We start from the raw sequence: 13,356 nt of genomic DNA on the forward strand, positions 1-13,356 counted from the left end.
ATGGCGCCGTCACGCAACCGGCGCCCGGGATTTTCGCGGCGGGCGCAATATGGTCTCTTCCTGGCCTATGTCGGGGCGGTCGGCGGTGCGCTGATCGGAGCCGGGCTGCTGCTGCTTTCGACATTCAACCCGGCCGCCTTCGGGACGGTTCGCGGAATCTTCAACGAAATCACCACGCCCATCTCGACCTTCTTCGGCTGGGCCGGGCGCGGCATCACCGGAATTCCCGGCAATGTTTCCGATCATTTCGATGTCGTCGGCGAAAACCAGCGGCTGAAGAAGGAAATCGAGGACAATGCCACGCTGGTCCAGCGGGCCCGCACGCTGAACCAGGAAAATCGTCGCCTGCGCGCGCTGCTCAAGCTGCGCGATGTGACGCCCGAGGCAGTCGTCGCGGCACGGCTGGTCAATTCCTCCATGTCGAGCACGCGCCGCTTCGCGACGCTCAATGCCGGCACCTGGCAGGGCGTGGCGGTGGGGCAGCCGGTCCGCGAACCCGACGGCCTGATCGGACAGGTCGTGGCGACCGGCCCCAATAATGCGCGCGTGTTGCTGATCGTCGATCCAGAAAGCCTGGTGCCCGTGCGCCGCACCAGCGACGGGCTTCCCGCGATCGCCGCAGGGCGCGGCGACGGGCGGCTCGACATCCGCTCGGCCAGCATCACCAATGTCCCGTTCAAGGCGGGGGACCGTTTCGTCACTTCCGGCACCGGCGGCATCTATCCGCCCAATATCCCGGTGGCGAGCGTAGTGCGCGATTCGCGCGACACAGCGCTCGCGCAGCCTGCGGCCAATCCCAATGCGCTTGATTTCGCCCTGGTCCAGAAAAGCTTCCTGGAGCCAGAGGTGCCGGCAACCCCCACAACGGCACCGCCCGCCGACGGCGAAGCCGAGTGAGGTCGCCCGAATTCCTGCCGCTCGGGCGCACGCGCCCGCGGACGCGCACCACGTGGCTGGCGCCCGTTTCCGTCATGCTGGGGTCGCTGGTGACGATCCTGCCCTTTGTGGTGACCATCCCGGTGCTGCCGCCATTCGGGTTGATGATGATGCTCGCCTGGCGGCTGCATCGCAGCGATGCGTTGCGCGTATGGTCCCCCGTCCTGCTCGGCCTGTTCGACGATCTGGTCAGCGGCCAGCCGCTCGGCAGCGGAATGTTCTTCTGGACCCTGTGCTTTCTGGCGATCGACGTGCTAGACACGCGTCTTGTGTGGCGTAATTTCTGGCAGGACTGGCTGATCGCGGCGGGCGCAATGGCGTTCGTCCTGATCGCCACGCGCTTGATCGCCACGCCGTTTTCCGCCCATGTCGATACCGCGCTGCTGGTTCAGATCATCACCAGCGTCGCGCTCTTCCCGCTCGCTTCGCAACTTTGCGCGCGGCTCGACAGGGAGCCTCGGCGACGGTGAGCAACGGATTCGGCATCGTTACCGAAGCGGCGCAATCGTTCAGCTTTTCGCGCCGAGCGCTGGCGCTTGGGATCGGCCAGGGCGCGGTCGGACTGGTGCTGGCCGGGCGCATGACATGGCTCGCCGTGTTCGAGAACGAGCATTATCGCCTGCTCGCCGAAAGCAATCGCATCAACCTGACGCTCACGCCGCCCCGGCGCGGATGGATCGTCGACCGCAACGGTCAGCCGGTCGCCAACAACCGCACCGATTTCCGCGTCGACATCATTCCCGACCGGATCGATGACGCCGATACGGACGCCGTCCTTGCCCAGTTGCGCCAGATATTGTCGCTCGACGACGAGGATATCGCGCGTGTGCGCACCGACCTCGAGCGCAATGCCGGCTTCCAGCCGGTGCCGGTCGCCGAGAATCTGAGCTGGGAGCAATATGCAGCGGTGGGCGTGCGGCAGGCCAATCTGCCCGGCGTCGCGCCGACGCGCGGTTTCGCGCGCAACTATCCGCTGGGCGAAGCGGTCGGGCACCTCATCGGCTATGTCGGCTCGGCTTCGCGCGAACAATATCTGGAGGAAAAGGATCCGCTGCTAATTACGCCCGGGTTCAAGCTGGGCAAGGACGGCCTCGAACGTTCGCTCGAGGATCGGTTGCGCGGCACGCCGGGCGCCAAGCGCGTGGAAGTCACCGCGCGCGGCAAGCTGGTGCGCGAACTCGCCACGCGCCCGGACCGGCCGGGGGATACCGTCAAGCTGACGATCGATTCCGGGCTGCAGGAATATGCCGCGCGGCGCATGGCGGACAATTCGGGCTCGATGGTCGTGCTCGATGTCGAAACCGGCGACGTGCTCGCCTTCGTCTCGATGCCGGCATATGATCCCAACAGCTTTTCAGACGGCATCAGCCAGACCGAATGGAAGATGCTGTCCGAAAACGATCATGTTCCGCTGATGAACAAGATCCTGCAGGGCCTCTATCCGCCCGGATCGACGGTCAAGCCGATGCACGCGCTGGCGCTGCTGCGCAACGGGGTCTCTCCCGATCACAAGGTGCATTGCGGCGGCTATATCCAGGTCGGCAACGGCCGGTTCCATTGCTGGAAGCGCGGCGGCCACGGCGCGGTCGACATGAACACGGCCATCGCCCAGAGCTGCGACGTCTATTTCTTCCAGATGGCGCGCGAACTGGGATATGACGCCTTCGCACCGACTGTCCGCAAGCTCGGCCTCGGTCAGACCTTCGAACTCCCCTTCCCCAGCCAGCGCTACGGCACCGTGCCCGACAGCGCGTGGAAGGAGAAGAAATATGACGAGGACTGGACAGTCGCCGATTCGATCAACGCCTCGATCGGCCAGGGCTATGTGCTCGCCAATCCGATGCAGCTGGCGGTGATGGCCGCGCGGATCGCCGGCGGCCGCGAAGTCGTTCCCCGGCTGCTGATCGACGAGCCGCATCAGCCCGCGCCCAAGCTCGACATCGCCGAGGAGCATCTGGAGGTCATCCGCCACGGCATGTGGTCGGTGGTGAACGGCGGCGGTACCGGCGGCTGGAATGCGCAGCTGCACATGGACGGCGTCGAAATCGCGGGCAAGACGGGCACCGCGCAGGTCCGCCGGATCACTGCCGCCGAGCGCAGGACCGGCGTGCTCAAGGATGCGCAGCTTCCCTTCAAACTGCGCGACCATTCGCTCTATGTCTGCTTCGCACCCGCCGACAAACCGAAATATGCGGCATCGGTGGTGCTCGAGCATCACGGCCACATCAATCCGATGACCGATGCCAAGGTGATCGCGCGCGACGTGATGACCTATTTCTTCGATCGCCGCAAAGCAGTGCGCACGTTGCTCGACCTCGAACCGACCTGGGGCGGCGACTATCGCACGCGCATGGCCGCGCAGGAGGCGGCGTTCCGGGCCGCGCAGGAGGCTCCCGCCCCGCCCGTGCCGGAGGATGCCGCCGCGGCAGCCAGTGACGTCGTGTCCAACGCCGCCGATGCCAATAACCGGCCCTCGGGCAATGTCGCGGGCGATCCCCCGGGAGACACCGAATGAGCAGTCTCGGCCCGGGCTTCGTTCCCGCGCCCGTCGCGCAGCTTCCCTGGAAGATCATCCTGCTGGTGATCGCGATCGGCGGGTTCGGCCTGCTGGTGCTCTATTCGGCGGCGGGCGGGAATCTGCGCCCCTGGGCCCTGCCGCAGGGCATGCGGTTCGCGGTGTTCCTCGCGATGGCGATGGTGATGTCGCGCATCCCCGAACGCTGGTGGTCGATGGGGTCGATCCCGGTCTACGCGCTTCTGGTGCTGATGCTGGTCGGCGTCGAGCTGCTCGGCGCGGTGCGCGGGGGCAGCCAGCGCTGGCTCGATCTCGGGTTCATCCGCCTCCAGCCTTCGGAACTGATGAAGCCAACCATCGTGCTCGCGCTCGCGCGCTTCTACGACATATTGCCGACCGGCGAGATACGCCGCTTTTCGGCGATCTGGCCGGCGGCGCTGCTGATCGGTCTGCCCGCCGGGCTCGTCATGCTGCAACCCGATCTGGGTACGGCGCTGATGATCTGCATGAGCGGCGCGACGGTGATGTTCCTTGCGGGCATTCCGCTGCGCCTTTTCATCGGCGGCGCGCTGGCGGCGGCGGTGGCGATTCCGCTCGCGGTCAATTTCGTGCTGCACGATTATCAGCGCAATCGCGTGCTGACCTTCCTCGACCCCGAGGCCGATCCGCTCGGCACCGGCTATCATATCAGCCAGTCGAAGATCGCGATCGGTTCGGGCGGCTGGTTCGGCAAGGGCTTTCTGAACGGCACACAGAGCCATCTCGACTATCTGCCCGAGGGCCATACCGACTTCGCGCTGGCGACGATGATGGAGGAATGGGGCCTGATGGGCGGGATCGCGTTGATCATCGCCTTCCTGTTGCTGATCCGCTGGGGCATCAATGTCGGGGTCCGGTCACAAAGCAAGTTCGCGCGGCTGACCGCGGCGGGGCTTGCCACGACGATCTTCTTCTTCGTCGCGATCAACATGGCGATGGTGATGGGTCTCGCCCCGGTCGTCGGCATTCCGTTGCCGCTGATCAGCTATGGCGGTTCCTCGATGATGACGATCATGATCTGTATCGGCATCCTGATGTCGCTCGACCGCCAGAGCCGCCAGACGACATCGCGCTGGTAACGCGCCTCAGTCGGATTTCGACAGGCATTTCGAAAAAAGGCTTTGCAAAGTCCGGCACCTTTGCTAACGGCGCCCCTCCGAAACGCGGTGGCGGCTCACCAAGCCCGCCTTCCCTGCCCGGTATGGACGCATAGCTCAGTTGGTAGAGCAGCTGACTCTTAATCAGCGGGTCCTAGGTTCGAGCCCTAGTGCGTCCACCATTTTTCTTTGTTCATTATCAAGAGGTAACGTCGAGGCCGGCGACAAGTTTGAGCCGCGAACGGCTCTCACTGTGACCATTGTTGTGACCTGAGCTTTCCAGCTTTCCGGGCAGTTAGACTTTTTTGGGTCTCCGACCGGGTTAATCAGCGGGTCTGTGCCCGGTAAAATCAGCTGGTCGGCATAGGGCTGGAGATGCTTCACCGACATGAGTGCATCGCGCCGTACCATCGACTCGGATTTCCATCCCCCCGCTCCCTGAAGCACCCAGGTGGGCACGTCCTTCTGCCGGAGCCAGGTCGCCCAGGTGTGCCGACATGAACCGGATGCTTGCCCTTCTGTCGCCGTAACACGCCAAGAGCCGTCTCGTTCAGGGGAAGGCCGAGCGCCTCCCCGTTTTTGGTCTCGCCATATCCGATCGTGACAATGCGCCGGGTCATATCGACCTGATCCCATCGCAGATGGAGTATGTTGCCCTGACGCAGGCCGGTCGACAAAGCGAACAGCACCACCTCGCGCTGGTGTTCAGTAAGCCGACCCATGAGCTCGGCGGCCTGATCATGGGTAAGAAACCGCACCCTGACCCGGCCACTGCGCGCATAGGCCTTGAACGCCGGCATATGCGCGATCCATTCCCATTCCCGCATCGCCTTCTGAAAGATCGCGCGGATGAGCGCGACATAGAGATCCTTGGTGCGATCGCTCTTGCGGTCGAAATGGCGCGATATGAGCCGGTCGATCATGTCCCTGCTCACCTGATCCAATGTCTTGCCACGCAGATGCCTGGTGAACCACCGGATCCGGCTCACATCGTCCCGATAGGACTTCTTGTGCGCCTTCTCCTTCAGCCACCGCAAAGCCGCCTCGTCCCAGGTCCGTTTCGGCTTCTGCTTCAGCCTGGCAAGGTCCCACAGCTCGGCCTTCAGCTTGTCGTGAAATTCGAGCGCCTTCAGCCTGTCGGCCGTTCCAGTAGAGCGTCTAATGAGCGTTCCGTCAGGTGCTGTGAGCTTGACGTAGTATTTTCCTGCACGTTTCCAGAGTGCCATAATGCCTCCTTTCGTTGGGCACCTGACTGCATTCGTGCAGGCGCAGACTAGCCCAGCGAATCCAGGCGACAAGTTCGCCTTCTCAAGAGCGCCACTGGCGCGCGACCCGGGCCGCCAGAATGCGCCCCTCGACCAGCAGATTGCGGATGGTATGGGATGCACCTTGAGCAGCGCCGCCGCTTCCCGGATGGTCAGAACGCGCTCGATCTCCTCGCGGCAGCCAAGCTTCACGCCGGCATCACGATCCCGCTGGAAATGTTCAATGGACGTGTCGTCGACACCGATGTCGAGGGCGTGGACACCAGAAAATATGCGCACATCACTGCGACTCTCGAAAGCCCGTTCACCGCGAAGGCGATCGGTCTTGTCCGCGGCGGCTGGCTACCCTCCGCTTTGGCCGCAACCCGGGAAACGGCAGTGATCTTGCCAGACCGCAATATTATCACCGAGATATCCGGGCGTTTCGACGAAGGCAGGCGGCAACGGGCATTCAATACACCGATCACAAAGCCTGTATTCAACGACCGGACCCGCCTGCCCCACCAGTGGCAAAACCGGAGATCGAAGAGCCGACGAGAGACGAAGAGATTGTCCGCTCCCTCGGCCCCTCGAACGAAAACGCAACGAGTTGGCATCACCTCAAACAACCATCATGAAGGAGCCGGACTCTACCTCTGAGGTAACAATCAGGGGAGCACGTCAGAAGGTCAGTCGACGTTCGATATTTGGACGGAGGGTAGGCGATCGGCTGTGCAAACGGCACTCAATGAAGAGTAGGTTCGGATTACCTGGCTGGCACTGGGTAGCTTGCCGGCCATCCTTAGCGCTTGGCTTCAGATCTCCAAGTCTGCTTTATAAACCGATCTGATCCAGTCTGGTAGGCGCGGCAACGCGAAGACCAGCCGCCCGTTCGCGAATGTCAGGCAATGGCTCGGCGGTTCGTTGAGGCGCGAATTGTCGAAGACCATTCCGCGATCCGCCTTAAGGACTGCGGCGTGAATCAACGGACCCCCGCGCTTGTAACGGGCGCGGATCTTGTCCTCGGGTACGATGTGTCCGCCCTCCTCGACGCGCGTACCGACACGCGCGACAGAGAGGTCTGGCGTGTCGACGCCAACATGCATCACGATCACCGTGAAACCTTTGGTTCGTGCTTCGTCGATCAGTTCAAGCTTGGAGGGGTGCGAGAAGACCGTTTCGGTCACGAAATCCCGACCTCGAGAAAGACAGTCAGCCCGGCGCGAAGAGGCGATCCTGGCCGCTTCGTAAGACGCGGCTGGAGAGGGATCGCACAGTTCGTCGCGCTGGATAAGGTCGGCGTTGATGAAGGGTCCGGCGAAGCTTGGTGCTACGCGGGTCTGGTAGAGGGTCGACTTACCGGCGCCGTTGGGTCCGGCAAGCACGATCATCGTCGGCGTCATGCCTTATGCGCGGCCTTCTCACGCACGAGATTGCCGGCTGCGTCGAGACCAACACCTAGCCCAAGCTGCCGCCGCCGGGCAAAGAAAGCATCTTCGTCGGGACCGGGCTGACCCATTTTCTCGACAAAGTGGTCGAGCCAGACATCCTTTTCCTCATCAGTGAGGTCGGTTGTCTCGATGTCGCCAGCGAGAGCGGCGGTGATGCAGGCATGATCGAAATTGCCCGATTTTTCGATGGCGCGCCCTATGCGCACCCAATGCGCGATCTGGCCAGCAATCGAGCGGCTCTGTAACTCGGACTCACGACGCACGATTTTCATGATGTCGTCAGCAAGTTTGATGGACTGGGCCATAGGTCACCTCCAGTCTACGGGGTAGCATTTTGCCACCTCATTTTCAAGCGCGTCGTGCGAAGTTGAACCTAAGCGCGGCACGGCTACTTCGAGATGATCCCGGGCAACGGCGCAGAAGTCGGCGCGAGCTTTTCGGAAACACCACGGGCGCCCGCTGAAATCGAAGCCTATGCCGAACCTAAAACAAATATGCTGTGGGGCTATCTCGGGTAATTTCGCTGGTCGGCTCGCTGAACTGGAGCCGCCAGCATTTCGGTCGTTCAGACGGTCGCGAACATTGCCTAAAACCTGCCCTCTACTCAGCGGACGCGAGCGCTCCCAAATGGCAGACTGCCGACTGGCGCCCTTTATTTTAACGCGCCAGCGGAAAAGCGCAGCCCGGCCGAGATGCGGGCTGTGGTGAGAGGTCTACGCGGTCTCATGGGGCCTGAATCGTTAAGCCAGTGCGTGTGCCCCCGCATGTTCGCCCGATCGTTCCCAGGCGCCCATGATGGCGCCCTCGAACAGAATCCGGCTCTGCTCGTCGCGCCACGTCACTTCGAGGGTGCCCTTATGATCGTTGAGCGCGGCGATCGCGCCGGGCCATTGGCGCTGGTAGCGATTTGACAGCAGGGAAATCGTCGCGGATGCTTGGCCCCAAGCGGCGAACACCCGCGCGACGAGCGACCCGTCGCCATTTTCATTGGTGGCACTGATGGACGGCGGATCGACGATGTAGTCGAGCGCGTCGCTGCCATTCTCTGTCGTTGTGAAGTCGTCGCTGAAGTCGAACCTCAAGGGCTGGTAAGTCACGGAATTATCTCCTTCGGTTTCACCGATGCATAATCGTGCGTCCTCGTCTCCGCCATGGTCGAAGAGGTGCACCGCAAATAACCACCTTCATTAATCGCGAACTGATGGGAATGCGGCTATGCCTTGGAAATGGGAGCGAGTGACCATCTCGACGACGCGCAATTGCTTTATGATCGCGCACAGACACACCGGCGCGAATTCAACGCGCGCAACGGCGCCGGCGCTAAAAGACTCTGGGATTTACGCCGATCGACGTCGGCGGACGGTAAGGCGCACACCGCCGAACTCACCCTGGACCGCACCATCTTGCGAGAATTGAAGCCGGTTATCGCCGACATCGCCAACAATCTCGTCCATGCGCTGGATCATGTCGCGGCCGCAGCCCGGGTTCAGGCCGATACCGGCAAGACTGGCAGGCTCTATTTCCCGATCACCCACGATGACGGCGCTTTTGCCGAACGGATTGCACAGGCCCGCCTCTATATCGGCGATGATTGGGCCGACCTGTTCACCGCCGCCCGCGAGAAGCACCGGATCTATCTCGCCTATTTGAAGACCGTGAAGACGCTCTCCAATGAGGCGAAGCACTGGGAACTAAGGCCCGGCACGGCGGGCGCGCACGCCGTCCAATGGTTCGCGCCGGACCACCATATCGAGCAAGTGCCTGCGGGCCACTTCGCCGCAAATGACAGCTATCGCTTCTGGGAAGCGACCGAACCCTTTCCCAATGTCGGTATCCAGATCGCCGCCAGCTTCAAGATCAGGAGCGAAGGCGTCGATGAGGTCGATCTCGATTCCGTGCTGCAAACCAGCTCGATCTTCGTTGCCGGCCTGATCGCCAAGAGCCGGGAGCATCTCGCCGCCCTCGCACCGGCGCAGCCCTGAACAGCGAAGGTTGCCATGCTGTGCCTACTGCCACAGCGCGCGCGAATCATTGGATGCCGCATGAGGATTGTCGGATGGCTCCGTCGCATTTTTCGGTTCAATCGCAGGCGGCGCGCGAACCGCTCCCGCAAAAGGCTGACGTCATCGCGCGATCGCCCTCGCAGCCTCCGGCGGAATCTCAAGGCTTCTTCGAGCTGACGCGGTTCGAAGGGACATTGTCAGGCTCCAGAAACTCAATGGCCTGAGCGTCACGCGCTTTGTTCGCTTGAGTCTTCTCCGCCCCAAAGGCAGAGCGGGTCTCAGGCAACTTCGCGCGCTCGCACCCTTCATGACCGTGCCAGAAACAGCCATGCACGAAAATCACTCCTCTGCGAGAAGGTAAAATGATGGTATCCCGGCAGATCCTTGCGGTGCAGACGAAACCTAAGCCCTCGACGATGCCGAAAGGATCGTACAGCCAGCTCCGGCTTTGTGTGTCTCTCTCCCGAATGCGGAACATTAACTGACTCCTCTTCTCCGGGCTAAAAATGTCGGCCAACGTTCCCTTCCAATTGCAATCATCGGTTCACCCTGCTTCCCTGTTGTTGAACAGAGGGCGGGAGTGATTCTTGCTGACCGATATTGCGAAAAGTTTTCAAGCGGCCAAGCGGCGATATGACCGAGGACAATATGCGCTCGCCCATTGTTTCGAGGTATCTTTTGAATGTTTGGAAGCGCTTCAGACCAATGCGAATCTGCGGACTTTCGGAAATTTCACGCTTGCTGGCTATTCGCTCCCTTATTCAGTTGCGGATTCTGGTGAGAGGCTGAGCCGACCATTCCACCCTGAACTATTCATAGCCGACCCTGAGGTATTTAAGGCGGCATCGGAGGAAGTGGCCGATCAACTGGGCAACTGCAACGATGTTGACCCTAACCTCCTTGACCAAGTGATTTATACCGCAATTTCGGCTTTCAGTCTGTCTTATGATCTCTGGAAGCCCAGGAGCAGGAAGACGCCAAGTACATTCTTCGAGGTTGTAATCGGCTCCGCCAGCCACATCATTTTCCCACACTACGCGCTAACAAAGCACATTCCGATCAAGGACGTCGGTGCCGCCGAACCTGTCGATGCGCTTGCTAAGACAGAGGTTGGGGATGCGGGCGATGATGCAACCGAGTTTTCTGGCGATTCTGTTTCAACAGACCTGGTAATTACCAATCCACAAACTGAGAAAGGCGCGGTCGTACCTCTCAAAATCACAACGCGAGAACGAATTGTCCAACCGTTCGCGCATCAGCGGATTCTCGACTCGGCCTACCCCGGTCAATATGCGAGCTTCGTTTCATGTATCAGTGAAGTTCAGCGCGATGATGCCACTACGGCAGTCAAACAAATTTGTGTGCCGGGAACAGTTGCTCTGTTCCAGAAGCACCTCGCGCACATAAAAGGACTATATTACTGCGACATTCCGCGCAGATATGCGCGATATGATTTCACTCGGATCATTCCTGTGAAGCCATTCCATGCTCTATTCACAGATATCGCCGATCACCTCAAAGCAGATTAAAGCGCGAGTTCACGTTGGACACGTAACTGACGGCCCACGCTATTCCTTACGGGCGCTGCCTGTTGGCCAGACAATATGTTCGCAATTGCCGTACCAGCCGCCTTCGCCAACGGAGGCGGTACCGCATTCCCGATTTGCGTTCGCACGTCCATACGGTTGCCGAGGAATCGAAAGTTGTCAGGGAAACCTTGCAGGCGAGCCGCTTCGCGCGGAGTGATCGCACGATGTTGCTCTGGATGGCCGTATCGTCCTCGCGTGAAGCTATCGAATCCGACTGTAATGGTCGGACACTGACTATCCCAAGCAAGTCTTCCATAAACGTCAGGCCAGCCACCCTTACGCACATCTGTGACTTTGTGACACGGCAACCGCAGGTCCCAGGGAATATCCTGCCAGCCACCACCTTGGGGTACGTGCGAAAAGCGTTCCTCGTTGAGCGCTGTGATGCGACATTTTTGGTGGTTGAAATATTCGGGATGTTCCGAACAATCATTCGGCGGCGGCGGCAAATCGCCGATCACATCGCGAACCGAAACATATTCGTCCGAGGTTACTAGGTCGGGTGATCTGGCTGAAATATCAGCAAGGATGCCTATCATAAGGAACCGGCTGCGAGTCTGGGCGAGACCGAAATCCGAACCGCAAACTTGAAAGCAAGTAATCGAGTATTCGGAAAGGAGCTCCGCAATCTCTTCGATGAAGCCTAGCCCTCGTTTCTGCCCAAAGATCGCAACGTTCTCGAACAGGAACGCACGAGGCAACATTTCGGAGACCAACCGCGCAAAATCCAAAACCAGCCGGTTCCTTGGGTCTTGCAGAAAAGCTGCCCCACGGCGCTGCTTAGAGAAGCCCTGGCAAGGAGGCCCACCAGAGAACAAATCTAGTTGCCCTCTGCCTAGCCCTGCCAATGACAAAAGTTCGTCACCACTGACCTTGCGAGCGTCCAGCACCTTGGCGTGAGGGCCTAGGTTGTGATTATACGTTTTAACGTGCGCCGAGACATTGTCGAATGCCAACTTTATGTCGAAGCCAGCGTCCCGAAGGCCCAGCGACATTCCGCCAGCCCCGCTAAACGATTCAATTGCGCTGAACTTCATTTGACCCTTTGCTAACTGACGTGCCGGATCTCCCGGCTCGAAATCACCTTAGCCATACCCGGTAAAATGCCCACCCGCGAACAAAAATGGCAACATGTTTCTGCTTGTTAGTGTGGAGTCAACGGACTCATATCCGCCGCCCGTAGCTGACAGTCCGCAGCGCTCGCTGCCGGAGCGCCAGCTGTCACCGAAGCGCAGCGTGAGAGTGTTGCCTGAACCCATGACCTCCCGGGTTACCGCGTCGGTCGCGTCGAGCTGAGCGCTGTCGAGTGGCGCGAACTCGGCGGATGCGCGTGCCCGAACGAGGGCGTGTGCCTCTTCGGTCATGCTGGAGAGAGAGAGAGGCGGGCGCGCCGCCACGATGGTCCTGTCCTCTGCGTCCACAGCGTGGAAGGCATCGCTCAACCGGTCCTCCGCCTTCTTCATCGCGGCGGCCTCCCAACTCGTCCTTCACATCATGCTGTTCGGTGAAGGTCCTTGCATTTCACCGAGCAGGTGTTGGAACCGGTATTTCCCTGTTCCAGCGTGATAGGCTAAACGTCTTCCGGGGCGCCATCGGGAGAAACGCCATTGTGTGATCGCGAAAAACTCGTTCGATGGGCGCAGGCCGGGCGGCACGACTGGTCCCTCACCCGGCGGCAGTTCGCCGCGGCGGCGGCATTGGGCCCCCTCGCCGCCTGCACCGCGTCCGGCGCCGATGAAGAAACGCTCGCCGAAGCGATGGTGTCGCTCCACACGCCCGACGGCATGATGGACGCATTTTACGTGCGTCCCGTCGGCGGCGAATATCCGGCCGTCATCACCTGGCCGGACATTGCCGGGCTGCGCGAGGCGTTCAAGCTGATGGCGCGCCGGCTGGCGGCACAGGGCCATGCGGTGCTGGTCGTCAATCCCTATTACCGCTCCGGTCCGGCCCCGCAATTCGCCGACTTCGCCGAATTCCTGGCCGACAAGGGATTCGAGACGGTAACGCCCTGGCGCGAACAGCTGACCGCCGATGCCATCATGCGCGATGCCCGCGCGATCGTTCGCTGGCTCGACAATCAGGCCGATGTCGACACCGCGCGCGGCATCGGCACCAACGGCTATTGCATGGGCGGACCGTTCACGGTGTTCACCGCCGCGGCAGTGCCCGGTCGCGTGCGCGCGGCCGCGTCGCTTCACGGCGGCGGACTGATCCTGCCCGAGGCGCCGCACAGCCCGCACCGCATGCTGGCGGAAACCGAAGCGCGCTATCTCTTCGCGATCGCGCAAAATGACGACGCCAAGGATCCCGACGCCAAGGTCGCGCTGCGCGAGGCGGCGCAGGCGGCGGGTCGTCCCGCGGAGATCGAAGTCTATCCCGCCGATCACGGCTGGACCGTGCCTGATTCCCCCGCCTATTCGAAAGAGGCCGCCGAGCGCGCATGGTCGCGAATGACCGCGCTGTTCGATACGCTCTGAAC

The 13,356-nt window shown here is 61.2% G+C and carries 15 protein-coding genes and 1 tRNA gene; 9 read left to right on the top strand and 7 right to left on the bottom strand.

Going from position 1 to position 13,356, the window contains the following annotated elements; all coding sequences use genetic code 11:
- The 5 genes from mreC (at nt 1) to G5C33_RS11780 (ending at nt 4,769) form a co-directional block, all read left to right on the top strand.
- Complete coding sequence (gene mreC / locus G5C33_RS11760) at nt 1–897, top strand: rod shape-determining protein MreC (RefSeq protein ID WP_165327387.1); 897 nt, start codon at nt 1–3, stop codon at nt 895–897.
- Entirely contained in the window at nt 894–1,406 is a 513-nt protein-coding gene (gene mreD / locus G5C33_RS11765; RefSeq protein ID WP_228275045.1) for a rod shape-determining protein MreD, read from the top strand. The genes mreC and mreD overlap by 4 nt, the downstream gene beginning before the upstream one ends.
- Nucleotides 1,403–3,451: a penicillin-binding protein 2 gene (gene mrdA, locus G5C33_RS11770; protein WP_165327388.1), complete on the top strand. Its 2,049-nt coding sequence runs from the start codon at nt 1,403–1,405 to the stop codon at nt 3,449–3,451. The genes mreD and mrdA overlap by 4 nt, the downstream gene beginning before the upstream one ends.
- Nucleotides 3,448–4,569, top strand: coding sequence for a rod shape-determining protein RodA (gene rodA, locus G5C33_RS11775; protein ID WP_165327389.1), 1,122 nt, complete (start codon nt 3,448–3,450; stop codon nt 4,567–4,569). The genes mrdA and rodA overlap by 4 nt, the downstream gene beginning before the upstream one ends.
- Nucleotides 4,570–4,693: 124 nt before the next feature.
- Nucleotides 4,694–4,769: transfer RNA gene (locus G5C33_RS11780), tRNA-Lys, on the top strand.
- 198 nt (nt 4,770–4,967) lie between these two features.
- On the opposite strand, the gene G5C33_RS11785 is transcribed toward G5C33_RS11780, so the two are convergent.
- A complete protein-coding gene (locus G5C33_RS11785) occupies nt 4,968–5,813 on the bottom strand; it encodes a tyrosine-type recombinase/integrase (RefSeq protein WP_165327390.1) in 846 nt (281 codons plus the stop codon).
- 156 nt (nt 5,814–5,969) lie between these two features.
- On the opposite strand from G5C33_RS11785, the gene G5C33_RS11790 reads away from it, so the two are divergent.
- Complete coding sequence (locus G5C33_RS11790; RefSeq protein ID WP_165327391.1) at nt 5,970–6,491, top strand: hypothetical protein; 522 nt, start codon at nt 5,970–5,972, stop codon at nt 6,489–6,491.
- Between the two features lie 155 nt (nt 6,492–6,646).
- On the opposite strand, the gene G5C33_RS11795 is transcribed toward G5C33_RS11790, so the two are convergent.
- The 3 genes from G5C33_RS11795 to G5C33_RS11805 all read right to left on the bottom strand — a co-directional run bounded on the left by G5C33_RS11795 (nt 6,647) and on the right by G5C33_RS11805 (nt 8,379).
- Nucleotides 6,647–7,234, bottom strand: coding sequence for a zeta toxin family protein (locus G5C33_RS11795; RefSeq protein WP_165327392.1), 588 nt, complete (start codon nt 7,232–7,234; stop codon nt 6,647–6,649).
- Nucleotides 7,231–7,587, bottom strand: a complete 357-nt coding sequence (locus G5C33_RS11800; RefSeq protein ID WP_165327393.1) for a ParD-like family protein — start codon at nt 7,585–7,587, stop codon at nt 7,231–7,233. Before G5C33_RS11800 ends, G5C33_RS11795 begins: the two co-directional genes overlap by 4 nt.
- Nucleotides 7,588–8,022: 435 nt before the next feature.
- A complete protein-coding gene (locus G5C33_RS11805) occupies nt 8,023–8,379 on the bottom strand; it encodes a hypothetical protein (protein ID WP_165327394.1) in 357 nt (118 codons plus the stop codon).
- A gap of 129 nt (nt 8,380–8,508) precedes the next feature.
- Here G5C33_RS11805 and G5C33_RS11810 point away from each other — a divergent pair, with 129 nt between their 5' ends.
- Complete coding sequence (locus tag G5C33_RS11810; protein ID WP_165327395.1) at nt 8,509–9,264, top strand: hypothetical protein; 756 nt, start codon at nt 8,509–8,511, stop codon at nt 9,262–9,264.
- Nucleotides 9,265–9,442: 178 nt separating this feature from the next.
- Here G5C33_RS11810 and G5C33_RS19435 read toward each other — a convergent pair whose 3' ends face one another.
- Entirely contained in the window at nt 9,443–9,802 is a 360-nt protein-coding gene (locus G5C33_RS19435; protein WP_266095901.1) for a hypothetical protein, read from the bottom strand.
- 70 nt (nt 9,803–9,872) lie between these two features.
- On the opposite strand from G5C33_RS19435, the gene G5C33_RS11820 reads away from it, so the two are divergent.
- A complete protein-coding gene (locus G5C33_RS11820) occupies nt 9,873–10,814 on the top strand; it encodes a type II site-specific deoxyribonuclease (RefSeq protein WP_165327396.1) in 942 nt (313 codons plus the stop codon).
- On the opposite strand, the gene G5C33_RS11825 is transcribed toward G5C33_RS11820, so the two are convergent.
- Both G5C33_RS11825 and G5C33_RS11830 read right to left on the bottom strand, forming a co-directional pair.
- Nucleotides 10,811–11,911 (bottom strand): DNA cytosine methyltransferase, encoded by a 1,101-nt coding sequence (locus G5C33_RS11825; protein ID WP_165327397.1) that lies wholly within the window; start codon nt 11,909–11,911, stop codon nt 10,811–10,813. The two genes, G5C33_RS11820 and G5C33_RS11825, sit on opposite strands and share 4 nt — an antisense overlap.
- 48 nt (nt 11,912–11,959) lie before the next feature.
- Entirely contained in the window at nt 11,960–12,337 is a 378-nt protein-coding gene (locus G5C33_RS11830) for a hypothetical protein (protein ID WP_165327398.1), read from the bottom strand.
- Between the two features lie 144 nt (nt 12,338–12,481).
- Here G5C33_RS11830 and G5C33_RS11835 point away from each other — a divergent pair, with 144 nt between their 5' ends.
- Complete coding sequence (locus G5C33_RS11835) at nt 12,482–13,354, top strand: dienelactone hydrolase family protein (protein WP_165327399.1); 873 nt, start codon at nt 12,482–12,484, stop codon at nt 13,352–13,354.
- Nucleotides 13,355–13,356: the final 2 nt, after the last annotated feature.

Source organism: Sphingosinithalassobacter tenebrarum, assembly GCF_011057975.1.
In the GTDB taxonomy this organism is placed as follows: Bacteria; Pseudomonadota; Alphaproteobacteria; order Sphingomonadales; family Sphingomonadaceae; genus Sphingomonas; species Sphingomonas tenebrarum.